We start from the raw sequence: 19,156 nt of genomic DNA on the forward strand, positions 1-19,156 counted from the left end.
TATGACGCGCCTCAGTCGAGGGCACCGACGTGGTCGGCGGTGTACCCGAAGACCTCCTCGTACCCCTCCGCGGAGAGGAGGACGGGGTGGAACGGCTCGTCGGAGACGAGTTGCTCCCCGTCGGCGGCGGCGATCGGTTCTCCGGCCGGGTGCTCCTCGAAGTTCCGGGCGTATACCTCGTACTGGTCGGCCGCGGCCTTCGGGATGGGGTCGCCGAGCCGGAACACCGGCAGGGACTCGCGTCTCGCGGGCAGTTTCTCGTCGGTGACGCCCGTCGCGGCGAGGAACTCCCTGATGACCTGCTCGGCGTTTTCGGCGGCCTCGGGCGACCCCTGATAGCCGCACTCCACTTCGATGGCCCCGGGCGCGACGGAGAAGATCCGGCCCTCGCTGGCCGCCTCCGTCTCGACGACCGCGTCGACCGACAGGTTCGGGAGGACGTCCCGAAGCGCCGGCGACAGCTCCTCGACGAGGGCGAACATGCCGTCGTAGGACTGCGTCGAGTGGAGGCCGAGGACGGTACAGCCGCGAAGTTCCTCGGTCAGCTCCGCGGCCAGTCGCTCCTCGTGGAGCGCCGAGTCGGGGTCCCCCGGGAACGCGCGGTTCAGATCGGTTTCGAGGTAGCGCTCCCCCGCTTCGAGCGCCTCCTCGTTGGCGACGATGAACTTCACCGGGCGATTCACGGACGGCGGGTCCGCCAGGATCGACTCGATGGCGTCCGGGCCGCACGGTTCGTCGCCGTGAATGCCGCCGACCACGACTATTTCCGGCGCTCCGTCGCCCAGTTGTTCGACTCGCATTTGTAGGCCTTTGGGCGGCCTGCCTTTAGAGTCGTGTGGATTCCACGTCACCGCGTTACTGTGTCACTTTGTAACGGGGTGCGGAAAATCGGCCGCGCTCAATCGAGCGTCTCGGCGTAGGCGAAGTCCGCCTCGTCGGCGGTCGGATACTCGTCGTCTAAGCGGATCTGCCACCCCTCTAGCACACTCGGATCGTCCAGCGCGTTCGAGACGGTGGTCCGGACGTCGAGGACGTCCACGCCGTAGTAGTCGCTCGGGACGCCGCGGAAGTAGTCGAGGGAGGTGCGAAACAGCGAGCGCATCCCGTCGTCGTCCTCGAAGTCGAAGTGCTTGTACGCGCCGGCGGCGACCTGGACCATCGCGTGGAGGAACTTGCTCTCCGTCGAACCGTTGCCGTAGTTGTACCACTCGTCCTCGAAGCAGTCGTGCGACTCGTGGAACTCCCCGACGTTGTACAGGCGGACCCCGTGGACGACGGCTCGGCGGAGCGTCGCGTGTTCCCACTGCCCGTCCGTTCGCCAGCCGGTCGGGTTACCGGCCGGCGGTTCGACGGTCGGGTCCCGCGTGTGGTCGTCCATACGCCACCTTCGGCGGCCGGCCGGGTGAATCCACCGGTCCGGGCCGATACTGTCGATACGCCGATACGAACTCCGAGTGACAACGCCGACGTTGCTAATGCAGAGCTTTTTTGTGCGACAGTTCGAACCATCCGTCATGACAGAGAAGCGAGAGCCGCCGGACCCGCCCGACGGACCGGGCGGGGCGGCGGTCCTTTCACGTATGACCGACCCGGTCGTGGCGCTGGACGGGGAGCTACGAGTCACCTTCTGCAACGACGCGGCCGAGGAGGTCCTCGCCAGCGCCGATGCCGACCTGCCCGGGACAGCAGTCGGGGAGCTGCTGCCCGAGGCGATAGCGGCGGCGTTTCGAGACGAGTGCGAACGCGCGATGGAGACACAGTCGCCGTCGACGTTCGGGATCGACTACCCGCCGTCCGACGGCCGGTTCGAGGGACGGCTGTACCCCTCCCGGACCGGGCTGTCCGTCTTCTTCCGCGACGTCTCCCCGCGCGTCCGAGAACGGAGCCGACTCGAGACTCGCGAGCGCGCGCTCCAGCGGACCTACGAGATCGTCGGCGACGTCGACCGACCGTTCGACCGACAGGTGACGGAGTTACTGTCGGTCGTCAGCGACGCGCTCGGGACGGAGTACGGGGTGCTGTCGCGGATCGACGCCGACGCGGACACCTACGTCTTCGAGGCGCTCTCCGGCCCGACCGACTGTGACTTCGAGGCCGGCGACGCCGTCTCGCTCGGCGCGACGAACTGCGAGCGCGTCGTCCGGTCGGGGGAGCCGCTCGTGGTAGACGATATCGAGACCGACGCGCCGGACCTCGCCGACCGGACCGGCAACGCGGAGTGGGGGATCGCCTGTTATCTGGGCGTCCCGGTCTCGGTGGAGGGGTCCTCCTACGGGACGTTCTGTTTCTACGATACGGAACCGCGGACGGAGTCGTTCTCGGAGTGGGACGTGACGCTCGTCGAACTGCTCGGCAACTGGGTGAGCGCCGAGCTGGAGAGCGAGCGGACGAACGCGCGGCTCGAATCGTTCGCGGGGATGCTGGCCCACGAACTCCGCAATCCGCTCCAGATCGCGCACCTCTACCGACAGCAGGCCGCGACCGGCGACGAGGCGGCGGCCGAGGAGCTGGCGGCGGCGCTCGACCGCATGGCGGAGTTGATCGACGTCATCCTCGTCACCGCCGGCGGGACGGACTCGGTCATCGAGTGGGAGGAAGTCGCGCTGGCCGACGCCGCCAGCGAGGCCTGGAAGGAGGCGAGAGACGACGAGTCCGGACTGGTGCTCGAGACTGAGCAGGTCGTCGAAGCCGACCCGATGCACCTGCGATACGTCCTCGAGAACCTGTTCTCGAACGCCGTCGTTCACGCCGGTCCCGACGTGACCGTTCGCGTCGGGGACCTGCCCACCGGCTTCTACATCGCGGACGACGGCCACGGAATCGAGGCGGCCGAGCGCAGTCAGGTGTTCGAACCCGGCTACACCACCGACGGCGGCGGCATCGGCCTCGGGCTTACCTACGTCGACCAGTTGGCCGACACCTACGACTGGGACTGTACTGTCACCGAGAGCCACGACGGCGGCGCGCGCTTCGAGTTCACCGGCACCGAACCGAACGCCGCCGACTGAGACGCGTCGCCGCCGGTCTGCCCGCTCGCGGACCGAGAGTGTAAGAGGTTTATATCCCGATATCGTTGGTCGAACTGCACGACCGCGAGACAGCGTGCGAGGGTAGCCAAGCCAGGAAACGGCGGCGGACTCAAGATCCGCTCCCGTAGGGGTCCAAGGGTTCAAATCCCTTCCCTCGCACTGTTGGACCTAATACGGTCCCTCGCACACAGTGCCGGAAGACTCGCACGGAGCGATCTTCCCTCGCAACTTTCCCTGATGTATTCTGTGGAGTGACCTCTGTAAACGGCGGCGGACTCGAAATCCGCTCCCGTAGGGTCGTCGCGAGCGTCAGCGAGCGACTGCTCGGAAGGCGAGCGAAGCGAGTCTTCCGGCGGTCCAAGGGTTCAAATCCCTTCCCTCGCACTGACCGACCGCTATCGCCGTCGGGCGGTGTCGCCGAAGGCGACGACGCCCGAGACGTGAAAGGGGTCGGGACGAGGACCTAATACGGTCCCTCGCACACAGTGCCGGAAGACTCGCACGGAGCGATCTTCCCTCGCAACTTTCGATAGAACGCCGCTGAGAGGGGTCTGCGAGCAGCGGCGACTCCTTCTCTCCTCTATTCGTTATCCTAACGGTTTGTAATATATGGGTACTTTTATACTGTAACGTGAGTTATTGACTGGCATGGCAACCGATCAGGCCGACGGTTCGGGTGTCCGAGTGCCGCCGCTGGAGAACACGGCGTTCTTCTCCATCGATTCGGACGACGGCTACGTCCGCATCGAGCAATCGCTCGGGAATCAGGTACTGTACACGCCGGAGGAGGCCCGCGACATCGCCGAGTCCATCCTCGCGACCGTCGAGGAAGTGTCCGATCAGAAGTAGCGTTCTTTTGCTGGATACCGAGTTGGTAAGGCCCCTGGCCTGCCAGCCCCCGCCATGTCGGACGCACATCATCGTGCAGCGCTCGCGGAGCGGGCCGCGCGGGCCGGGGGCGTCGTCGCGCGAAAGCGGTTCCGCGGCGACCTCGCCGTCGAGACGAAAGCCAACAAGAACGACCTCGTCACGGAGGTCGACCGCGACGCACAGAGTCAGGTGGTGGCGACCGTCCGCGAGGAGTTCCCCGACGACCCGTTCGTCCTCGAAGAGGAGGCGGTCACCCTCGCCGGCCCCGAGACCGGCGAGACGGACCCCCGCGTGCTCGACGGCGTCCCCGATAGCGGGGCGGCGTGGGTCGTCGACCCCATCGACGGCACCGCGAACTACGTCCGGGGCAACCGGACGTGGGCGACCAGCGTCACCGCGCTCGAGGACGGCGACCCGGTCGGGTCGGCGACGTACATGCCGTCGGCGGGCGACCTCTACGCCGCCGGGCCGGAGAGCGCGACCCGCGACGGCGCGACGCTGTCGGTGAGCGAACGCGCCGACCCCGAGACGTTCGCCGTCGCGCCCGTCGGCTGGTGGGACCGCGACGACCGCGCGGAGTTCGCTCGACTCTGCGAGGCCGTCGTCGAGCGGTTCGGCGACATGCGCCGCATCGGGAGCTTTCAGGCGACGCTCGCGCTCGTCGCCGACGGCGGGCTAGAAGGGGCGATCTGTACGGTGCCGATGAACCCCTGGGACACCATCGCCGGCGTTCACATGGTCCGGCAGGCCGGCGGGACGGTCACCGACCTCGACGGCGAGGCGTGGCGACACGACAGCCCGGCGCTCGTCGCCTCCAACGGCGAGGCCCACGACGAGCTGGTGGCCGCCGGCAACGAAGCGGTGCAGTAGGCCCGAGCCGTCGGCGGCCCCGCCGCCGATGTCGCGCCCTCCGCGCACGCGACCGGAAACCTGAAACCGACGCACGCCGCTCACTCGCCCATGAACACGTTCGAGCGGGTCGTCGACGACTACGGGGCCGGCCGCCTCTGGGTCGCCTCCTTGGTCGCCATCGTCGCCGTCGCCTGGGGCGCGGTACTCGCGGCGCGAGAGGCCGTCTGGGACCGCTTCCTCTGGCACTACTTCTGGGGACCGGTGTACGCCGACGCGAAGGCCGCCGGCTGTGCGGTCATGACCGACAGCGGCCCGGAACCGCTGTACGAGGGCTGTCAGGCGGCCGTCCAGAGCGGGCGCGTCGTCGCCGAACCGGGGTACACTATCGTCTCCGAGATCGGCTACATGCTGATCCTGGTGTACATGCTCGTCGGCGTCTACTTCCTGCTGGAGCGACTCGACATCGCGGAGGACCCGAAGCTCTACTTCGCGTTCGTCCCGTTCATGCTGCTCGGCGGGGCGCTCCGGGTCGTTGAGGACGGGACCGACCGAGCGATAGAGGCCGGGGTCTCGCCGCTGGTCGAGTACCCGCTGAGCTCGCTCATCATCAGTCCCATCATCTACGGTACCGTCTTTCTCATGACGCTGCTGACCCTCGTCGCCTGCGTCCTCCTCGACAGGCGCGGTTACATCGGGAGCTACTACCGCGCGACGGCCGGGGTCGGGACGGCGCTCGTCCTCGGGACGCTCGTCTACCTCTACGGCGTCGCGGCGACGACGGACTACTCGACGCTGTACCCCTCGGTGTTGATCTCGACGGTCGGAATCGCCTCGCTTCTCGCTTACGGCCTCTACAAGGCGTTCGACGCGTACGCGCCGGAAGTCAACGACGGCACCGGTTACATCGGGCTGTTCGTCATCTGGGGCCACGCCATCGACGGCGTCGCCAACGTCATCCTCGCCGACTGGCTGAACGCGCTGAACGTCCCGCTCGAATACTACCCCAAGCACCCGGCCAACGCCTTCATCATCTCGGTGACCGAGGCGCTCCAGCCGGCGGGACTCACGGCCGCCATCGGCACCTCGTGGCCGTTCCTGATCGTCAAGCTCGTCGTCGCGTCGCTGGTCGTCTGGCTGTTCAACGAGGAGTTCATCGACGAGAGCCCGCGCTACGCGTTGCTGTTGCTCGTCGCCGTCACCGCCGTCGGTCTCGGACCCGGCACGCGCGATATGCTCCGGGCCACGTTCGCCATCTAAATCTGTCGCAGCGCCGACTCGGGGTAGTGCCGTCCGCCGCAGTTCTGACACTCCGCGACCACCAGCGCCGACCCGTCCGCCGTCGTCACTTCGGCGCGGACGAGGCTGTCTCCACACTCGCTACACGGGAGGTCGTACTCGGATACCATGTGTTAGTTGCTGAGCCGTCGGTATCGGCTCTCCGTGTCAATTGACATCACCCAACACTATAACGATTCGGGCGGGAATCCCACCGCTGGGAGCCGTAGCGGCGTATCCTCGCTCGTCCTCGAATCGCACGACGTGGGCGAGATTCTCGCCTGCTGGTGCAGGCAGGCTACTGATTGCCGAATCGGCGCTGAAACCGACAGCGGGAACCCCGATTATGACTATCGATGCGACGGTCTACAGAGGACCGCACGAGATGGAAGTCGAGGAGATAGAAGAGCCCGAGCTGGAGGGGCCCAACGACGCGATTCTGGACATCACGACGACCGCGATCTGCGGCTCGGACCTCCACATGTACGAGGGGCGAACCACGATCGACGAGGGCCGCGCGTTCGGTCACGAGATCATGGGGATCATCGAGGAAGTCGGCGACGGCGTCGAGAGCCTCGAACCCGGCGACCGGGTCGTCCTGCCGTTCAACATCGCCTGCGGCTACTGTCGCAACTGCGTGGACAACTACACCGCCTTCTGTCTGAACGCCGACTCAGAGACCCCCGGCGGCGTCTACGGCTACGCGATGATGGGACCCTATCAGGGCGGACAGGCCGAGAAGGTCCGGGTCCCTCACGCCGACTTCAACGCGCTGAAACTCCCCGACGGCGACGAACACGAGGACGACTTCGTCATGCTCGCCGACGTGTTCCCGACCGGGTGGCACGGCACGGAGCTCGCCGACCTCGAAGCCGGCGAGTCTGTGGTCGTCTACGGCGGCGGTCCCGTCGGACTGATGGCGGCCTACAGCGCGAAGCTCAAGGGCGCATCGGACATCTACCTCGTGGACAGGGTCGAGAGCCGCCTCGAACTCGCCGAGGAGCACTGCGACGCGACGACGGTCAACTTCGAGGAGGAAGACCCGACGGAGGTCATCCCCGAGCAGCACGGCGGCAAGGTCGACAAGGGCGTCGACGCGGTCGGCTATCAGGCCATCGACGGCGGCCGGCACAGCCACGGCGACGGCGCGTACGACAAGTCCCGCGAGGACCCCTCGCAGGTCATCAACGACCTCATCGGGACCGTCCGCGCGACGGGGAAGGTCGGCATCGTCGGCGTCTACTTCTCGTCGGACCCGAACCCGCCCGAGCACGTCGACGAACCGGGCGAACTGCGCGTCGACTTCGGCAAGCTCTTCGAGAGCGGACTGCGGATCGGCACCGGCCAGTGCGACGTCAAGCGGTACGACCGACGGCTGCGCGACATGATCATCGAGGGCCGCGCGGAACCGAGCTTCATCGTCTCCCACCGCGTGGGGCTCGACGAAGCCCCCGAGATGTACGAGCGGTTCGACGAGCGCGAAGAGGGCGTGACGAAAGTCCTCTTGAAGCCCTGAGAACGCCAGAATCGCCCGCCCCAGATCAGGGGAACGGGTGGTGCGCCCGGTCGAGGCGCGGTTCGAACCCGAGGTCGGCCGGCACGCGCTCCGCCCGGTCGCCGAAGTAGGCGTCGTCGAAGAAGAGCGGCTGGGCCGTCGGGCAGAACACGCGCACCGCCTCGAACCCCATCCCGTCGAGGTCCCGCGTCGTGAGCCGCGTCGCGTAGGGCGTCAGGCCCGCGTCGGTCGCGCGCTCGACGAGCGCGTCCAGTTCCGCCTCGCCCTCGGGCGGGGCGTCGGGACCGATGCTCGACAGCGGGACAGCCGTCTCCGCCTCGACCAGCGACGCCGCGTCCTCGGGTCGGTCGGCGTACTGTCCGATAGCACCGTCCTCCTCGCGCGCCTTTTCTTCGCCCATCCCCCGCAGTTCCATCCAGTTCTGCAGCGCCTCTTCGAGCGCGCCGACGGCGGCCGACTCGGCGTCGAGCGACGCCGACGTGCCCAGCGCGAACCTCGGCCACGCCTCCCGACGCACGGCGACGGTCACGACCGGCACGTCGACGTCCTGCGTGAGCGAGAGCGCCGTCACGGAGAGGTCCTCCGAGCGAGCGCGGCGGCGGAGCGTGTCGAAGGCCTCGCTGTCCTCGACGACGGCTTCCAGCGGGTCGTACGTCGAGTACCACGCGAGCATCGCCGCGTCGCGCTCGATCACCTCGTAGAGCCCCGAGAGCAGCGCCTCGGTCTCCGAACTCCCGAGTCCGAGCCCGGTCGTCGTCGCCGGCCGGACCGTCCGCGAGGGCGGCGGGTAGACGGCGACTTCGGCGGGCGCGGCGACTTCCTCGCCGGTAGCGAGGGCCTCGGCGGGCACCCACGGCAGTTCGCCGTCGGCCGCCCACCCCCCGCCGCCGGGCGCGACGAACGACGCCGGGTCCAGCGCCCCCTCGATACGCTCCGCGGTTCCCTTCGCCATCGCCGCTTCGCGGTAGGTGCCGGCGGCGTAGCGCTCGTAGCCCTCGCCCAGCGCCTTCATGAACGCGGCGTCCCAGTCGACGGCGACGCCCGCGGCCTGCTGGGGCGCGGTCGCGTCGCTGAACCCCGACGTGTCGGTGAGCGACGCGAGGTAGTACGGCGCGGGGAACGACTCGCCCTCCCCGACGTCTCGGACGACGCCCACCCGCCGGTCGAGTCCGGCCTCGGCCCGTTCGAGCGCCTCCCGCTCGTGGGCTGGACTCCCCGACCGTCGCAGCCGCCACCGCGAGGAGTCGTCGCAGCGACACCCCGGAACCGGGAGGAACTGCCGTTCGGTGTGGGGTAGTTCGACGACGGTGCCGGCCAGCGCGCCATCGCCCGCGAGCGCCCGCTCGATGCGCCGCCCGGCGACCGCGCCCGCGAACCGCTGGGTGCCGGTCGACGGCGCTTCGGCGGGCGCTTGTCCCTGATCGACGTTTGCCCGGACTCGCTGTCGGAGACAGTCGTAACAGCCGGTCTGCGGGCCGAACCCGCTGACCGCCGCGTCGACCGCCGGCACGCCGCCGATACCGCCGAGTTCGACGGCGACCCACGCTCTCCCCGTCTCGATAGCCCGGTCGTTCGCCGACTGGAAGGTGTCCGCGGTGACCGGGCCGACGACGACGGTGAGGTCGGCGGCGGCTTCGAACGGTCCCTCGCTCCGCGCGACGGTCGCGTCCGCGTCCTCGACCGCGGCGACGAGCGACTCGGCGGCCGGTCCGCTCCCGACGACTTCGACAGTGGTCATGCCCGTGACGAGACGGAGGGGAAAGAAAAACCTAGGCGGCCAGCAGGCTCTGTGCGACCGTCGCCAGCTCGTCGGCGTCGGCGTCTTCGAGTCGCTCGTCGCCGAGCATCAGGCGCAGTCGGGGACGGCCCACGTCGATGGGGACCTTCTCGGTGTCGATGAGGCCCATGTCTTCGAGTTTCGTCTTCGTGCGGGAGAACGTCGCCTTGCTCGCCAGGCCGACGTCCTCGCCCCACTTGCTGATGTCGTACAGCAGTTCGCCGTTGCGGGCGGCCACCAGCAGGCTGATGGTGACCTCGTCGAGGCCGTCGCCGTCGCCGCGTGCGGTGGCGAGCGAGCCCAGAACCGCGTCGAAGTCCTCGGCGGCCGCCTCGCCGATATCCTCCTCCAGCGTCGTGCGGACACGCGAGATGGCCGGGGTTCGCAGCGAGTACTCCTCGGCATCCTCCCAGGCCGTCTCGTAGTAGTCGTAGGCGTTCCCGACGAAGTCGTCGTCGTCGGTGCCCAGCCCGCCGACGGCGTCGCCGATCGCCACGAGCGCGTAGACGTTCTCCGGCGTCACCGCGACGGAGTGAGCCGGCACGTCTTCGAGTATCCGCATCGAGAGGGTGTCCGCCTCGATGAGGTCCGCGGCCGTACTGGCGACGAGGAAGTCGTCCATGACGTCTTTCAGCACGCGCTCGTCGGCGAGGAGCCGGACCGGCGAGGGGTCGCCCTGCTCGTCCAGGGTCGAGACGAGCGCCGACACGGCGTCTCTGTCCGGGTTGACCACGTACACCGTCTCCTCGGCCTCCTCGAACACCGCCGACAGCATCGAACCGATGTCGTCTTGGAGTAGGGTTGCACTCATTCTCCTAGCGGGTGTATTGTGCCTTGAACCATTTAATTTCATCGGCCGTTTCGGGTTGATTTCTTGAACACATCACACAGACGCACCTTACCGATGGGTTAAATGTATGTGGTACGCGAGCTACTGGAAATCGATATACGACTGCCGAGTAGGCGCACCCTACCTCGACAGTAGATTCGTATGAGGCGGGGATTCAGACCGATTCGGCGAGCCGGGTCGCCAGGTCGCCCGACCAGTGGAAGTCGCCGTCGTAGACGACGGGGACCGAGACGGATTCGAGCGTCTCGACGAGCGTCGCGGCGTCCACCGAGAGGGCGGTCCGCCTGCCGTTGAGCGCGGTCACGCTCCCGAACGGGAGGCGGTATCGCTCCCCGGCCCGCGGCGTCACGACTTCGCAGACGACGTCGTAACCCGCGTCGGTCTCCGTCAGCCAGACCACCGCGGGATTGGTCGGACTCGGCACGAGCGCGTGCGTCCCGTCGCCGACGACGGCGTAGTCCTTCCCCATCACGATGCGTCGGCGGGCGAGTGAGAGCGCGCGGTGGATGCTGAATCCGTTGCTCAGCAGCCGTGCGAAGGCCGTCCCGACCATCGCCGCGTGACGGTCGAGGACGTCGGTGAACGTGACGGCCCCGGCGACCGCACCGCTCTCGACGAGGGCCAACCCCTCGTCGTAGGAGCCGCAGGCGTTCAGGAAGAAAGTCCGCGTCCGGACGTCCGAGAGGGTCTCCGCCGAGAGCGTCCCGTCTGGACAGCGAAGCCCGTCGCTCTCGCAGTGGCCGATGAAGTGGACGAAGTCGTTCCGGGACTCGAAGACGTCCGCGAGTTCGGCCCTCGTCAGTCGCTCGGTGACGGTCACGTCCATCGGCAGATCCGCCGCCCGGTAGATGTCGGTCACCGCGCCGCGCTCGTCCGACATCGTCGAGTCGTTCAGCACGACCGACACCCGGAGGCGGTCGCCGCCCCGATCGCGGTAGCGATAGCGGTTCTCGTAGGCCGCGGTCGTCGGCTTGAAGGCGTCGACCGGCGTCCCCGGCGCCAGCCACGCACGGACGCGAGCCGAATCGCCGCTCGGTTCGACCCTCGCCGCCGTCGCGGGGGTCCCGCGCGTCGGATACGCGTCGGTGAGCGTCCGGTCGAGGAGGTCCCGTCGGTCGAGTTCAGCGCCATCGGGCAGATAGACGAGACTCAACTTGTCGAGCAGGAACGGGAGGCACCGGGCCCGACCGAGCGAGGGGTCTACATGCGTCGAGAGATGCCACTCGGGGAGGCCATCCTGTATCGCGGCCGACGGGAACGAGAGGTATCGCTCCAGTCGGCCCGCCGGCGAGAGCGCTCGCACCGCCTCGGGATCCAGCGAGCACGCCTCGACGAGGTCGGCGTTCCGTTCGGGGTCCACCCGCCGGACCAGACAGTCGAGGTAGAACACCCGCCTGAGCATCGCGGCGGCCTCCGTCTGGAAGCCCGGGAGCGGTGAGAACTCGCGGTCGACGTCCGTCCCCGCCGCGGTCAACACGGGGCGGTCGCGGTCGCCGACAGTGACCGACGCGCCGAGGTAGAACGCGAGCGGCGCGGCGACGAAGACGGACTCGACCGTCTCGGGGAGGCGCAGTTCGATACCGGTCTCGGGGCGCTGTCGCGCGATTTCGTCGGGAATCGACGCGGTCTCGCCGGTCGTCAGGAGCGGCGGATGGTCGCGCTGTGCCGGATGGGACCGCGAGGGGGCCATCGCGTGGTGGGCGGCACTCAGACAGGAGAAGCCTTCGGCGAGTCCGGCGACCGTCTCGGGGACCTGTACCCGTTCGAGGCCGGTCGTCGCCTCGCTGAACCCCAACGTGATCGGGGTAGACTCCCACAGCGAGAGGACCGTCCCCTCGCGCGTCGGCCGCAGCGAGGCCGGCCCGTCGAACCGGACGTGGACCCGGACTCCGTCGGTCGCGAACGGGTCGTCTCGCTCGCCCGTCGCCCGTTCGACCGTCCCGGTGACGAGGAAGGCACCTTCGGGCAGTTCCGCGGCGCGCGAGAGGTGATACTGCGCGTTACACTCCAGTCCGGTCACCGTCACGTCCGTCCCCGGGAGGTGGAGCCGCCCGGTCTCGGCGCTGAAACTCTCGTCGGTCGGACGCGGAATCGGCCACGTGGCAGACTCTCGCACCGAATCTAACTGTTCCCGTATCGCTTCCGGACAGAGAGACCCACCGTCGTCGGTCGCGAGGGAGTCCCCACCGTTCCTCGCATCCGCCGTCCCCCTTATTACCATGTGACACGGGGTTTGCGCTAATACGTTATATGCGTGGCTATACGTTTGTTGATATAATTCCTCGTCTTACGATACGCTCGCCCGGTATCCCATTTTTCCTGTCACTCGGTCGCACGCCCTCGGCCAAAGGGTAGATTATTGGCGGACGGGATTCGAGAGTGCGATATGACCTACGACACCGTCCGCGAGACGGACCCTGCGGTCGCCGACGCCCTCGAGGGCGAGCGCGCACGCCAGAACGACACACTCGCGATGATCGCCAGCGAGAACCACGTCTCCGAGGCCGTCATGGAGGCCCAGAGTTCCGAACTCACCAACAAGTACGCCGAGGGCTACCCCGGCGAGCGCTACTACGGTGGTTGTGAGTACGCTGACGACGTCGAGGAACTCGCCATCGAACGCGCCCAGGAACTGTGGGGTGCGGACCACGTCAACGTCCAGCCCCACTCGGGCTCGCAGGCCAACATGGGCGTCTATCTGGCCGTCCTCGACCCGGGCGACAAGATCCTCTCTCTGGACCTCACCCACGGCGGCCACCTCTCGCACGGCCACCCCGCGAACTTCGCCGGGCAGGTCTACGAAGTCGAACAGTACGAAGTGGACGCCGAAACCGGGTACATCGACTACGAGGGCCTCGCAGACCACGCCGAAGAGTTCGACCCCGACATCATCGTCTCGGGCTACTCGGCGTACCCCCGAGAGGTCGACTTCGAGCGGATTCAGGAAACCGCCGACGCCGCCGACGCCTACCACCTCGCGGACATCGCCCACATCACGGGCTTGGTCGCCGCAGGCGTCCACGAGTCGCCCGTCGGCGTCGCCGACTTCGTCACTGGCTCGACGCACAAGACCATCCGCGCGGGCCGGGGCGGCATCATCATGTGCGAGGAGGAGTACGCCGACGACGTCGACGCGGCGGTGTTCCCCGGTTCGCAGGGCGGCCCGCTGATGCACAACGTCGCGGGCAAAGCGGTCGGCTTCGGCGAGGCGCTCGACCCCGAGTTCGAGGCGTACGCCGAACAGACCGTCGCCAACGCGAAGGCGCTGGGCGACCGTCTCCAAGAGCACGGCCTGGACCTCGTCTCCGATGGCACGGACAACCACCTCGTCCTCGTCGATTTGCGACCCTCCCATCCCGACACGACCGGCAAGGCAGTCGAAGAAGCCCTCGAAGACGCGGGCATCGTCCTCAACGCGAACACGGTGCCGGGCGAGACCCGGTCGGCGTTCAACCCCTCGGGTATCCGCGCGGGGACGCCGGCGCTGACGACGCGGGGCTTCGACGAGGACGCCTGTCGCGAAGTGGCCGACCTCATCTACGACGTCGTCGACGCCCCCGGCGACGAGGACGTGGTCGCGAAGGTCGGCGACCGCGTCGACGAACTGACCGACGAGTACACGCTCTACGAGTAACCCTCGCACCGCTGGCCGGTGCGCTCGACGCTCCGACCGCGTCATAGTGACGCTTTTTGCCTCCGCGTGTCCCTCTCCACGTGATGACAGAGATAATCGACGGTGACGCCGTCGCCCAGTCGATTCGCGACGACCTCTCGACGGCCATCGACCAGCTGGACGCCGAGGGGATTCGGCCGTCGCTGGCGACGGTCCTCATGAGCGACGACCCGGCCAGCGAGACGTACGTCTCGATGAAACAGGACGACTGCGCCGAGGTCGGCATCGAGGCCATCGACATCGAGATCGACCCCGACGCCGACGGGAGCGAACTGTACGACACCATCGACGACCTGAACGCCGACGGGAACGTCGACGGCATTCTCGTTCAGATGCCAGTCCCCGACCACGTCTCCGACCGCGAGGTCCTGCGAGCCATCGACCCCGAGAAGGACGTCGACGGCTTCCACCCCGAGAACGTCGGTCGCCTCGTGGCTGGTGACGCCCGCTACAAGCCCTGTACGCCCCATGGGATTCAGAAGCTCATCGAGTCCGCGGGCGTCGATACCGAGGGCAAGGAGGCGGTCGTCGTCGGGCGGTCGGACATCGTCGGCAAGCCGATGGCGAACCTGTTCATCCAGAAAGCGCCGGGCGGGAACGCGACGACGACGGTGTGTCACTCCCGGACCGAGGACCTCGCGGCGAAGACCCGCGAGGCGGACGTCCTCGTCGCCGCGGCGGGCGTCCCCGAGATGATCGACGGCGACATGATTCAGGAGGGCGCGACGGTCATCGACGTGGGCATCAACCGCGTGGACGCCGACAACGAGAAGGGCTACGAGTTAGTCGGCGACGTGGCGTACGAGAGCGCGAAGGAGCGGGCGGGCGCGATCACGCCGGTCCCCGGCGGCGTCGGCCCGATGACCCGCGCGATGTTGCTGTACAACACCGTCAAAGCGGCGGGCCTCCAGCACGGCGTCGCGGTCGACCTCCCGTAGATGCCCTCGCTCTCGACCTTCGAGGACGACGCGTTTACCCGGCGGGTCACCCGGGCGGTCGACGAAAGCACGTTCGAGACGTACCGCGCGCGCATCCAGAACGGACTGGAGTGGGCCGTCGGCGCGCTGACCGAAGACGGGGAGGGCCGCGTGCTGTTCGTCTACGACGACGGCCGGTGGATGCTCCCCGGCGGCGGCGTCGAGGCCGGCGAGAGCCGCGAGACGGCGCTGGTCCGCGAGGTCCGCGAGGAGACCGGTGTCGAGATCGCCGTGGGGGAACTGCTCGCCGTGACCGAGGTGACGCTGACCGAGGGCGACCGCGAGACGCGGTTCCACTTCGGCACCTATCGCGCGACGCCCGAGGACACCGAACTGTCGTCTGATCCCGGCCTCGCCGACGAGGGGATCGAACGCGTCGAGTGGAAAGGGGAGCTTCCGGACGGCTGTCTGGATCACGACCTCATACGGCGCGTGCGGTGACCGGTCGGGCGACAGTCGAGCCGCGGCGTCTCAGTCGTCTCCCGCGACGGTCTCTTCCGCTTCCATGCGTCCCATATCTCGACTGGCGAGCTCGCGGACCCGGCTGACGTCGAAGCGCTCGCCCCCGTCGTAGAGTTTGCTCACGAGCCAGATGGTGACGATGGCCGCGAGCGTCGCCGGGACCGCCGGTTCGACCTGCCCCTCGCCGAAGAACGTGGGCGATCCGAGGGCGAACTCCCAGACGGCGAAGACGAGGCCGCCGACGACGAACCCGGGCAGGCCCGCTTCCCGGACGGTCCCGTCCCAGAGCATCATCACGAGGCCGGCGAAGAGGACGGACATGATGCCCATCCCGAGCGTGTTGATGGCGATTATCTGGATGCCGCTCTGGGCTATCAGCGCGGCGCCGACGCCGAAGACGAGGACCGTCACCCGCGTCACCGCGACGAGGTGCCCGTCGTCGAGCCCCTCCTTCCCGCCGCGGAGCGGGATGTAGAGGTCGTTGACGAAGCTCGTCGCGCCGGCGAGCAGGAACGAGTCCGCGCCGGTGATGACCGCCGAGACGGCCGCCGCCAGCAGGAGACCGGCGAGCACCGGGGGGAGCGTGTTCGTAATGGTCCAGGCGAACGCCATCGAGGACTCGATCTGCGCGCCCTGCGCGTTGGCGATCATCCCGGCGGCCGCGGTGAGCACGCCGTAGCCGGTTATGATCGCGCCGGCGAGGAACGTCCCGAACATGGCGACTCGCTTGCTCCGAGCCGACCACGTCCGCTGGAGCATCTGTTGCTGTGCGCCGGCGACGGTGATGTACATCAGGTACCACGAGCCGATCTGCACGAGGCCGACGCCGAACCAGTTCATGTGGCCGGAGGGGACGCTCCCGGCGATCGCGCCCACGCCGCCGGCGTTCATGACCGCGATGGGCGTCGCGATGAGCATTCCGACGATGATGACCACGCCGTGTAAGGTGTCCGTGTACGCGACGGTGCTCATCCCGCCGTAGGCGGTGAGACCGACGAATATCGCGACGCTCACCCAGAAGGCGACCGACAGCGAGACGTCCGTGACGACGGAGATGATCGACGCCATCCCGATGGTCTGGCCGGCGGTGAGCGCCACCTGCCCGACGACGGTGAACAGCCCGGCGAAGTACTGGGTGTACTCCCCGTAGACCCGGCCCAGCAGCCCGGGGACGCTGACGACCTCGAAGGAGTAGAGGAAGCCGATGAACACCGTGATGGTCATCCACGCGAGGCCCTCGGCCATCGCGTACCACTGGGCGCTGATGCCGTCGACGAACGCCCGCTGTGCGATGCCCATCGTGAGGCCGCCGCCGGTGAACGTCGCGAAGTACGTCATCATGTAGACCGGGAGGCTCAGGTCCCGCCCCGCGAGCGTGAACTCCACGTACCCCTCGCCGGCGCCGCGCCCGAACCAGATGCCGACGGCGAGCGTGACGAGGAAGTAGACGATCATCGTCAGGATCAGCGGATCGGTGACGTCTACCACGGAGTCACCCCCGATCGCCACTGCCGATCGATTGCCGCCCGGTTCGCAGGTCGTTGGCGAGCGTCCTCACTCGCCGAAGGCTGTGTTGACATGTGCGTGACTGCTCGGCCGGCCACCTGTGCCTCGATACAGGGGGTGCTCGCAGACGTGGCCACGTTCGCGTCGCTGTACGCAGACGGTTCTGCTTGCTAACGCAGGCTAAGTACTGTCGCACTTTGACACAACCCACCGACGCCGCGGTCCGGACTACGCCGCGTCCAGTCCGCTCAGCCAGTTGTCGGCGGTGACGTAGGCGCTCTCGTCGCCGCTGACGAACCGGCCGAGGTCGCGGGCGGCGTGGAGCAGGCGGTTCGCGTTCTCCGGGTCGACGTCCCCATCTAGGGCCTCGACTCGCTTGCGGTGGTCGCGGATGCGACCCGAGAGCTGTCGAGCCGTCTCGTCCGGGTGGTCGTCGAGGTATCTGCGCACGTCACGCTGGTAGGCGTCGACGGCCTCGGCCACGGCGAGCCCGAACGCCGTGCGGAGCCCGTCCGGGACTTCGTCGGCTCTCGGCCGCTCCCCGGCGTCGGCCCCGCCGAGCAGGTCGAGGAAGTACAGCTCCGTCGCGTCGTCCGGGCGCATCTCACGCGCGAGGGCAGTGGCGACGTGCTGGAGGATACTGGCGGCGACGTACGTCTCGTCGAGGGGTTGGAGCTCGCCCGCGTCGATGAACCCCCGTTTGCGCGTGTACTCCCGGCACGTCTCCGCGGCGGCGCGGGCGACCTCGTCGGCCGGGTCGTCGTCCACGCGGTTCCGTATCCGCGTCAGATCCAGCGAGACGGGCGTGTCGGTGTGTTCCGTGTGATCGTCGACGCCGACGCTGTGGACGCTGCCGCACTCCGGGCACTCGACGCTCCCGGTGTCGTAGTACGACCACCGGGTCCCGCAGGACTGGCACTCGCGGTCCCCTCGGATCTTCATGTCTCCCTCTCTATTCGCCGGCCTCAAGATTGTTCCGTGAGGGGTGGCGAGAGCCTGACCGAAGGGAAGGGTCTCGAAGAAGCACAGCGGCGAACGCAGTGAGCCGCGAGCAGTAGCGCGATTCGAAGCGAGCGAAGTGAGTGTGAACCGCGAACGCGATCACGGTGAGGCGCTGACGGGCGGAAGACCCTCGAACCGCGAGCGACAACACCCGCGTATGCGTTCGGAATCCGAGGTCCGCGAGCAGTACGAGTTCCTGACCGAGCAGCTGGAGAGCGAGGAAATGAGCCACGAGCGCATCCGAATGATGTTCACCCACTACAAGCGGGCGCTGGGATGGGTGCTCGAAGAGGAGCATATATAGCGCTTATATTCCGTTCTTATCCGATTCGATAACTAACACCAGTCGCGGCGTGCCGGTACTTTTAAGTTCATCACCCTCCTTCTGTCAAGTGACGCTTCGCTTGGAGGGCCGAAGCGTCAGCGGGGACCAATTCAGGGCGGCAAGCGGTCGCGTTTTTCGCGACCGCTTTCCACTTACTTCGCTACATTATACGACTCAGACGCTTCTCTGCGGGTCGTTTCTCCGAGATGTCGAAACCGACGAGCGCCGAGAGCGGCGTCACTCGATCCGCAGGTCGCCGTCCGCGGACTCGCTCTCGGACGCGTTCTCGGGCCACTCCAGTTCGACTTCGATGCTCAGCTCGCCGTCGCCGTCGGTCGGTCCCTCTCGCTCCGCTTTGACCTCGAACTCCACCGTCTCGGGAGGGTCGAGCGTGACGGACTGGTCGCCCGCGCGAAGCGTCACGTCCGACCCGGACTCCAGCGAGTCGGCGAGCGTTCGGAGGTAGTCGGCGACGGCGTCTCGGCCGAGCGGTCGTTCTGTCTCGAACAGCGTCTCTTCTGGCATACCCCTCCTTGGCGGCGTCGCTAAATAATATCATCGGCATCACCTTTCCGGGAATGATGAAATACTGACTCGAACTTTCGGTGTGATAATTCGGCGCGATTCGCCTTGATGCCTCTGGAAAGCGGATTCGATGTGGGGGAGGGAAACGCGAAACTCTCCGATTCGACATATTTAAACGATTTAGACAATAATACTAGTTTAGACCAGAGCGATGCACGACTTGACCGGATTCCAGCGCGACCTCCTCTACGTCATCTCGGGGCTGGAGGAGCCACACGGGCTGGCGATAAAGGAGGAACTGGAGGAGTACTACGAGAAGGAGATCCACCACGGCCGGCTGTATCCGAACCTCGATACGCTCGTCGACAAGGGACTCGTCGAGAAGGGCCAGCGGGACCGGCGGACGAACTTCTATACGCTCACGCGACGCGGCCGCCGCGAGATCGAGGCTCGGCAGGACTGGGAGACGCAGTACCTCGACGCGTGAGACGACCCGACCTCGGCCGGTACTGATTCC

Annotated in this window: 19 protein-coding genes and 1 tRNA gene; 11 read left to right on the top strand and 9 right to left on the bottom strand. The window is 67.5% G+C overall.

What is annotated here, in order from left to right; genetic code table 11:
- Positions 1–11 precede the first annotated feature (11 nt).
- A complete protein-coding gene (locus GO488_RS00880) occupies positions 12–800 on the bottom strand; it encodes a M14 family metallopeptidase (RefSeq protein ID WP_162315923.1) in 789 nt (262 codons plus the stop codon).
- A 98-nt stretch (positions 801–898) separates the two neighbouring features.
- Positions 899–1,378 (bottom strand): DUF309 domain-containing protein, encoded by a 480-nt coding sequence (locus tag GO488_RS00885; RefSeq protein WP_162315924.1) that lies wholly within the window; start codon positions 1,376–1,378, stop codon positions 899–901.
- Positions 1,379–1,514: 136 nt separating this feature from the next.
- Here GO488_RS00885 and GO488_RS00890 point away from each other — a divergent pair, with 136 nt between their 5' ends.
- From GO488_RS00890 to GO488_RS00910, 5 genes are all read left to right on the top strand, one after another.
- Positions 1,515–3,008 (top strand): sensor histidine kinase, encoded by a 1,494-nt coding sequence (locus tag GO488_RS00890; RefSeq protein ID WP_162315925.1) that lies wholly within the window; start codon positions 1,515–1,517, stop codon positions 3,006–3,008.
- 96 nt (positions 3,009–3,104) lie between these two features.
- A tRNA-Leu gene (locus tag GO488_RS00895) sits at positions 3,105–3,188 on the top strand.
- A gap of 489 nt (positions 3,189–3,677) precedes the next feature.
- Positions 3,678–3,878 (top strand): hypothetical protein, encoded by a 201-nt coding sequence (locus GO488_RS00900; RefSeq protein ID WP_162315926.1) that lies wholly within the window; start codon positions 3,678–3,680, stop codon positions 3,876–3,878.
- 54 nt (positions 3,879–3,932) lie between these two features.
- A complete protein-coding gene (locus GO488_RS00905) occupies positions 3,933–4,769 on the top strand; it encodes an inositol monophosphatase family protein (protein ID WP_162315927.1) in 837 nt (278 codons plus the stop codon).
- A 90-nt stretch (positions 4,770–4,859) separates the two neighbouring features.
- A complete protein-coding gene (locus tag GO488_RS00910) occupies positions 4,860–6,008 on the top strand; it encodes a DUF63 family protein (protein WP_162315928.1) in 1,149 nt (382 codons plus the stop codon).
- Here GO488_RS00910 and GO488_RS00915 read toward each other — a convergent pair.
- Positions 6,005–6,157: a hypothetical protein gene (locus GO488_RS00915; protein WP_162315929.1), complete on the bottom strand. Its 153-nt coding sequence runs from the start codon at positions 6,155–6,157 to the stop codon at positions 6,005–6,007. The genes GO488_RS00910 and GO488_RS00915 overlap by 4 nt on opposite strands.
- 215 nt (positions 6,158–6,372) lie before the next feature.
- Here GO488_RS00915 and GO488_RS00920 point away from each other — a divergent pair, with 215 nt between their 5' ends.
- Positions 6,373–7,542 carry a glutathione-independent formaldehyde dehydrogenase gene (locus GO488_RS00920; protein WP_174242477.1) on the top strand — a complete coding sequence of 390 codons (1,170 nt, stop codon included), beginning with the start codon at positions 6,373–6,375 and terminating at the stop codon, positions 7,540–7,542.
- A gap of 25 nt (positions 7,543–7,567) precedes the next feature.
- Here the strand turns inward: GO488_RS00920 and GO488_RS00925 are convergent, their stop codons facing one another.
- The 3 genes from GO488_RS00925 to GO488_RS00935 all read right to left on the bottom strand — a co-directional run bounded on the left by GO488_RS00925 (position 7,568) and on the right by GO488_RS00935 (position 12,285).
- A complete protein-coding gene (locus tag GO488_RS00925; RefSeq protein WP_162315930.1) occupies positions 7,568–9,280 on the bottom strand; it encodes a YcaO-like family protein in 1,713 nt (570 codons plus the stop codon).
- 31 nt (positions 9,281–9,311) lie between these two features.
- Positions 9,312–10,130: a transcriptional regulator TbsP gene (gene tbsP / locus GO488_RS00930; protein ID WP_162315931.1), complete on the bottom strand. Its 819-nt coding sequence runs from the start codon at positions 10,128–10,130 to the stop codon at positions 9,312–9,314.
- 193 nt (positions 10,131–10,323) lie between these two features.
- On the bottom strand, positions 10,324–12,285 hold the full coding sequence (locus GO488_RS00935; protein WP_174242478.1) for a CHAT domain-containing protein: 1,962 nt from the start codon (positions 12,283–12,285) through the stop codon (positions 10,324–10,326).
- Between the two features lie 270 nt (positions 12,286–12,555).
- Between GO488_RS00935 and glyA the strand changes: the two genes are divergently transcribed.
- The 3 genes from glyA to GO488_RS00950 all read left to right on the top strand — a co-directional run bounded on the left by glyA (position 12,556) and on the right by GO488_RS00950 (position 15,260).
- Positions 12,556–13,803 (top strand): serine hydroxymethyltransferase, encoded by a 1,248-nt coding sequence (glyA, locus tag GO488_RS00940; protein WP_162315933.1) that lies wholly within the window; start codon positions 12,556–12,558, stop codon positions 13,801–13,803.
- An 83-nt stretch (positions 13,804–13,886) separates the two neighbouring features.
- Positions 13,887–14,780 (top strand): bifunctional methylenetetrahydrofolate dehydrogenase/methenyltetrahydrofolate cyclohydrolase, encoded by an 894-nt coding sequence (locus GO488_RS00945; RefSeq protein ID WP_162315934.1) that lies wholly within the window; start codon positions 13,887–13,889, stop codon positions 14,778–14,780.
- Positions 14,781–15,260 (top strand): NUDIX hydrolase, encoded by a 480-nt coding sequence (locus GO488_RS00950; protein ID WP_162315935.1) that lies wholly within the window; start codon positions 14,781–14,783, stop codon positions 15,258–15,260.
- A gap of 30 nt (positions 15,261–15,290) precedes the next feature.
- Here GO488_RS00950 and GO488_RS00955 read toward each other — a convergent pair whose 3' ends face one another.
- Positions 15,291–16,769, bottom strand: a complete 1,479-nt coding sequence (locus GO488_RS00955) for a sodium:solute symporter family protein (protein ID WP_162315936.1) — start codon at positions 16,767–16,769, stop codon at positions 15,291–15,293.
- A gap of 246 nt (positions 16,770–17,015) precedes the next feature.
- On the bottom strand, positions 17,016–17,729 hold the full coding sequence (locus GO488_RS00960) for a DUF7117 family protein (protein ID WP_162315937.1): 714 nt from the start codon (positions 17,727–17,729) through the stop codon (positions 17,016–17,018).
- Between the two features lie 217 nt (positions 17,730–17,946).
- Here GO488_RS00960 and GO488_RS19535 point away from each other — a divergent pair, with 217 nt between their 5' ends.
- Complete coding sequence (locus tag GO488_RS19535; protein ID WP_164509600.1) at positions 17,947–18,093, top strand: hypothetical protein; 147 nt, start codon at positions 17,947–17,949, stop codon at positions 18,091–18,093.
- Between the two features lie 258 nt (positions 18,094–18,351).
- On the opposite strand, the gene GO488_RS00965 is transcribed toward GO488_RS19535, so the two are convergent.
- Positions 18,352–18,639 carry an amphi-Trp domain-containing protein gene (locus GO488_RS00965; RefSeq protein WP_162315938.1) on the bottom strand — a complete coding sequence of 96 codons (288 nt, stop codon included), beginning with the start codon at positions 18,637–18,639 and terminating at the stop codon, positions 18,352–18,354.
- A 211-nt stretch (positions 18,640–18,850) separates the two neighbouring features.
- Between GO488_RS00965 and GO488_RS00970 the strand changes: the two genes are divergently transcribed.
- On the top strand, positions 18,851–19,126 hold the full coding sequence (locus tag GO488_RS00970; RefSeq protein ID WP_162315939.1) for a PadR family transcriptional regulator: 276 nt from the start codon (positions 18,851–18,853) through the stop codon (positions 19,124–19,126).
- The last annotated feature ends 30 nt before the right edge of the window (positions 19,127–19,156 follow it).

The sequence above is a fragment of the Haloarcula limicola genome, from assembly GCF_010119205.1.
In the GTDB taxonomy this organism is placed as follows: Archaea; Halobacteriota; Halobacteria; order Halobacteriales; family Haloarculaceae; genus Haloarcula; species Haloarcula limicola.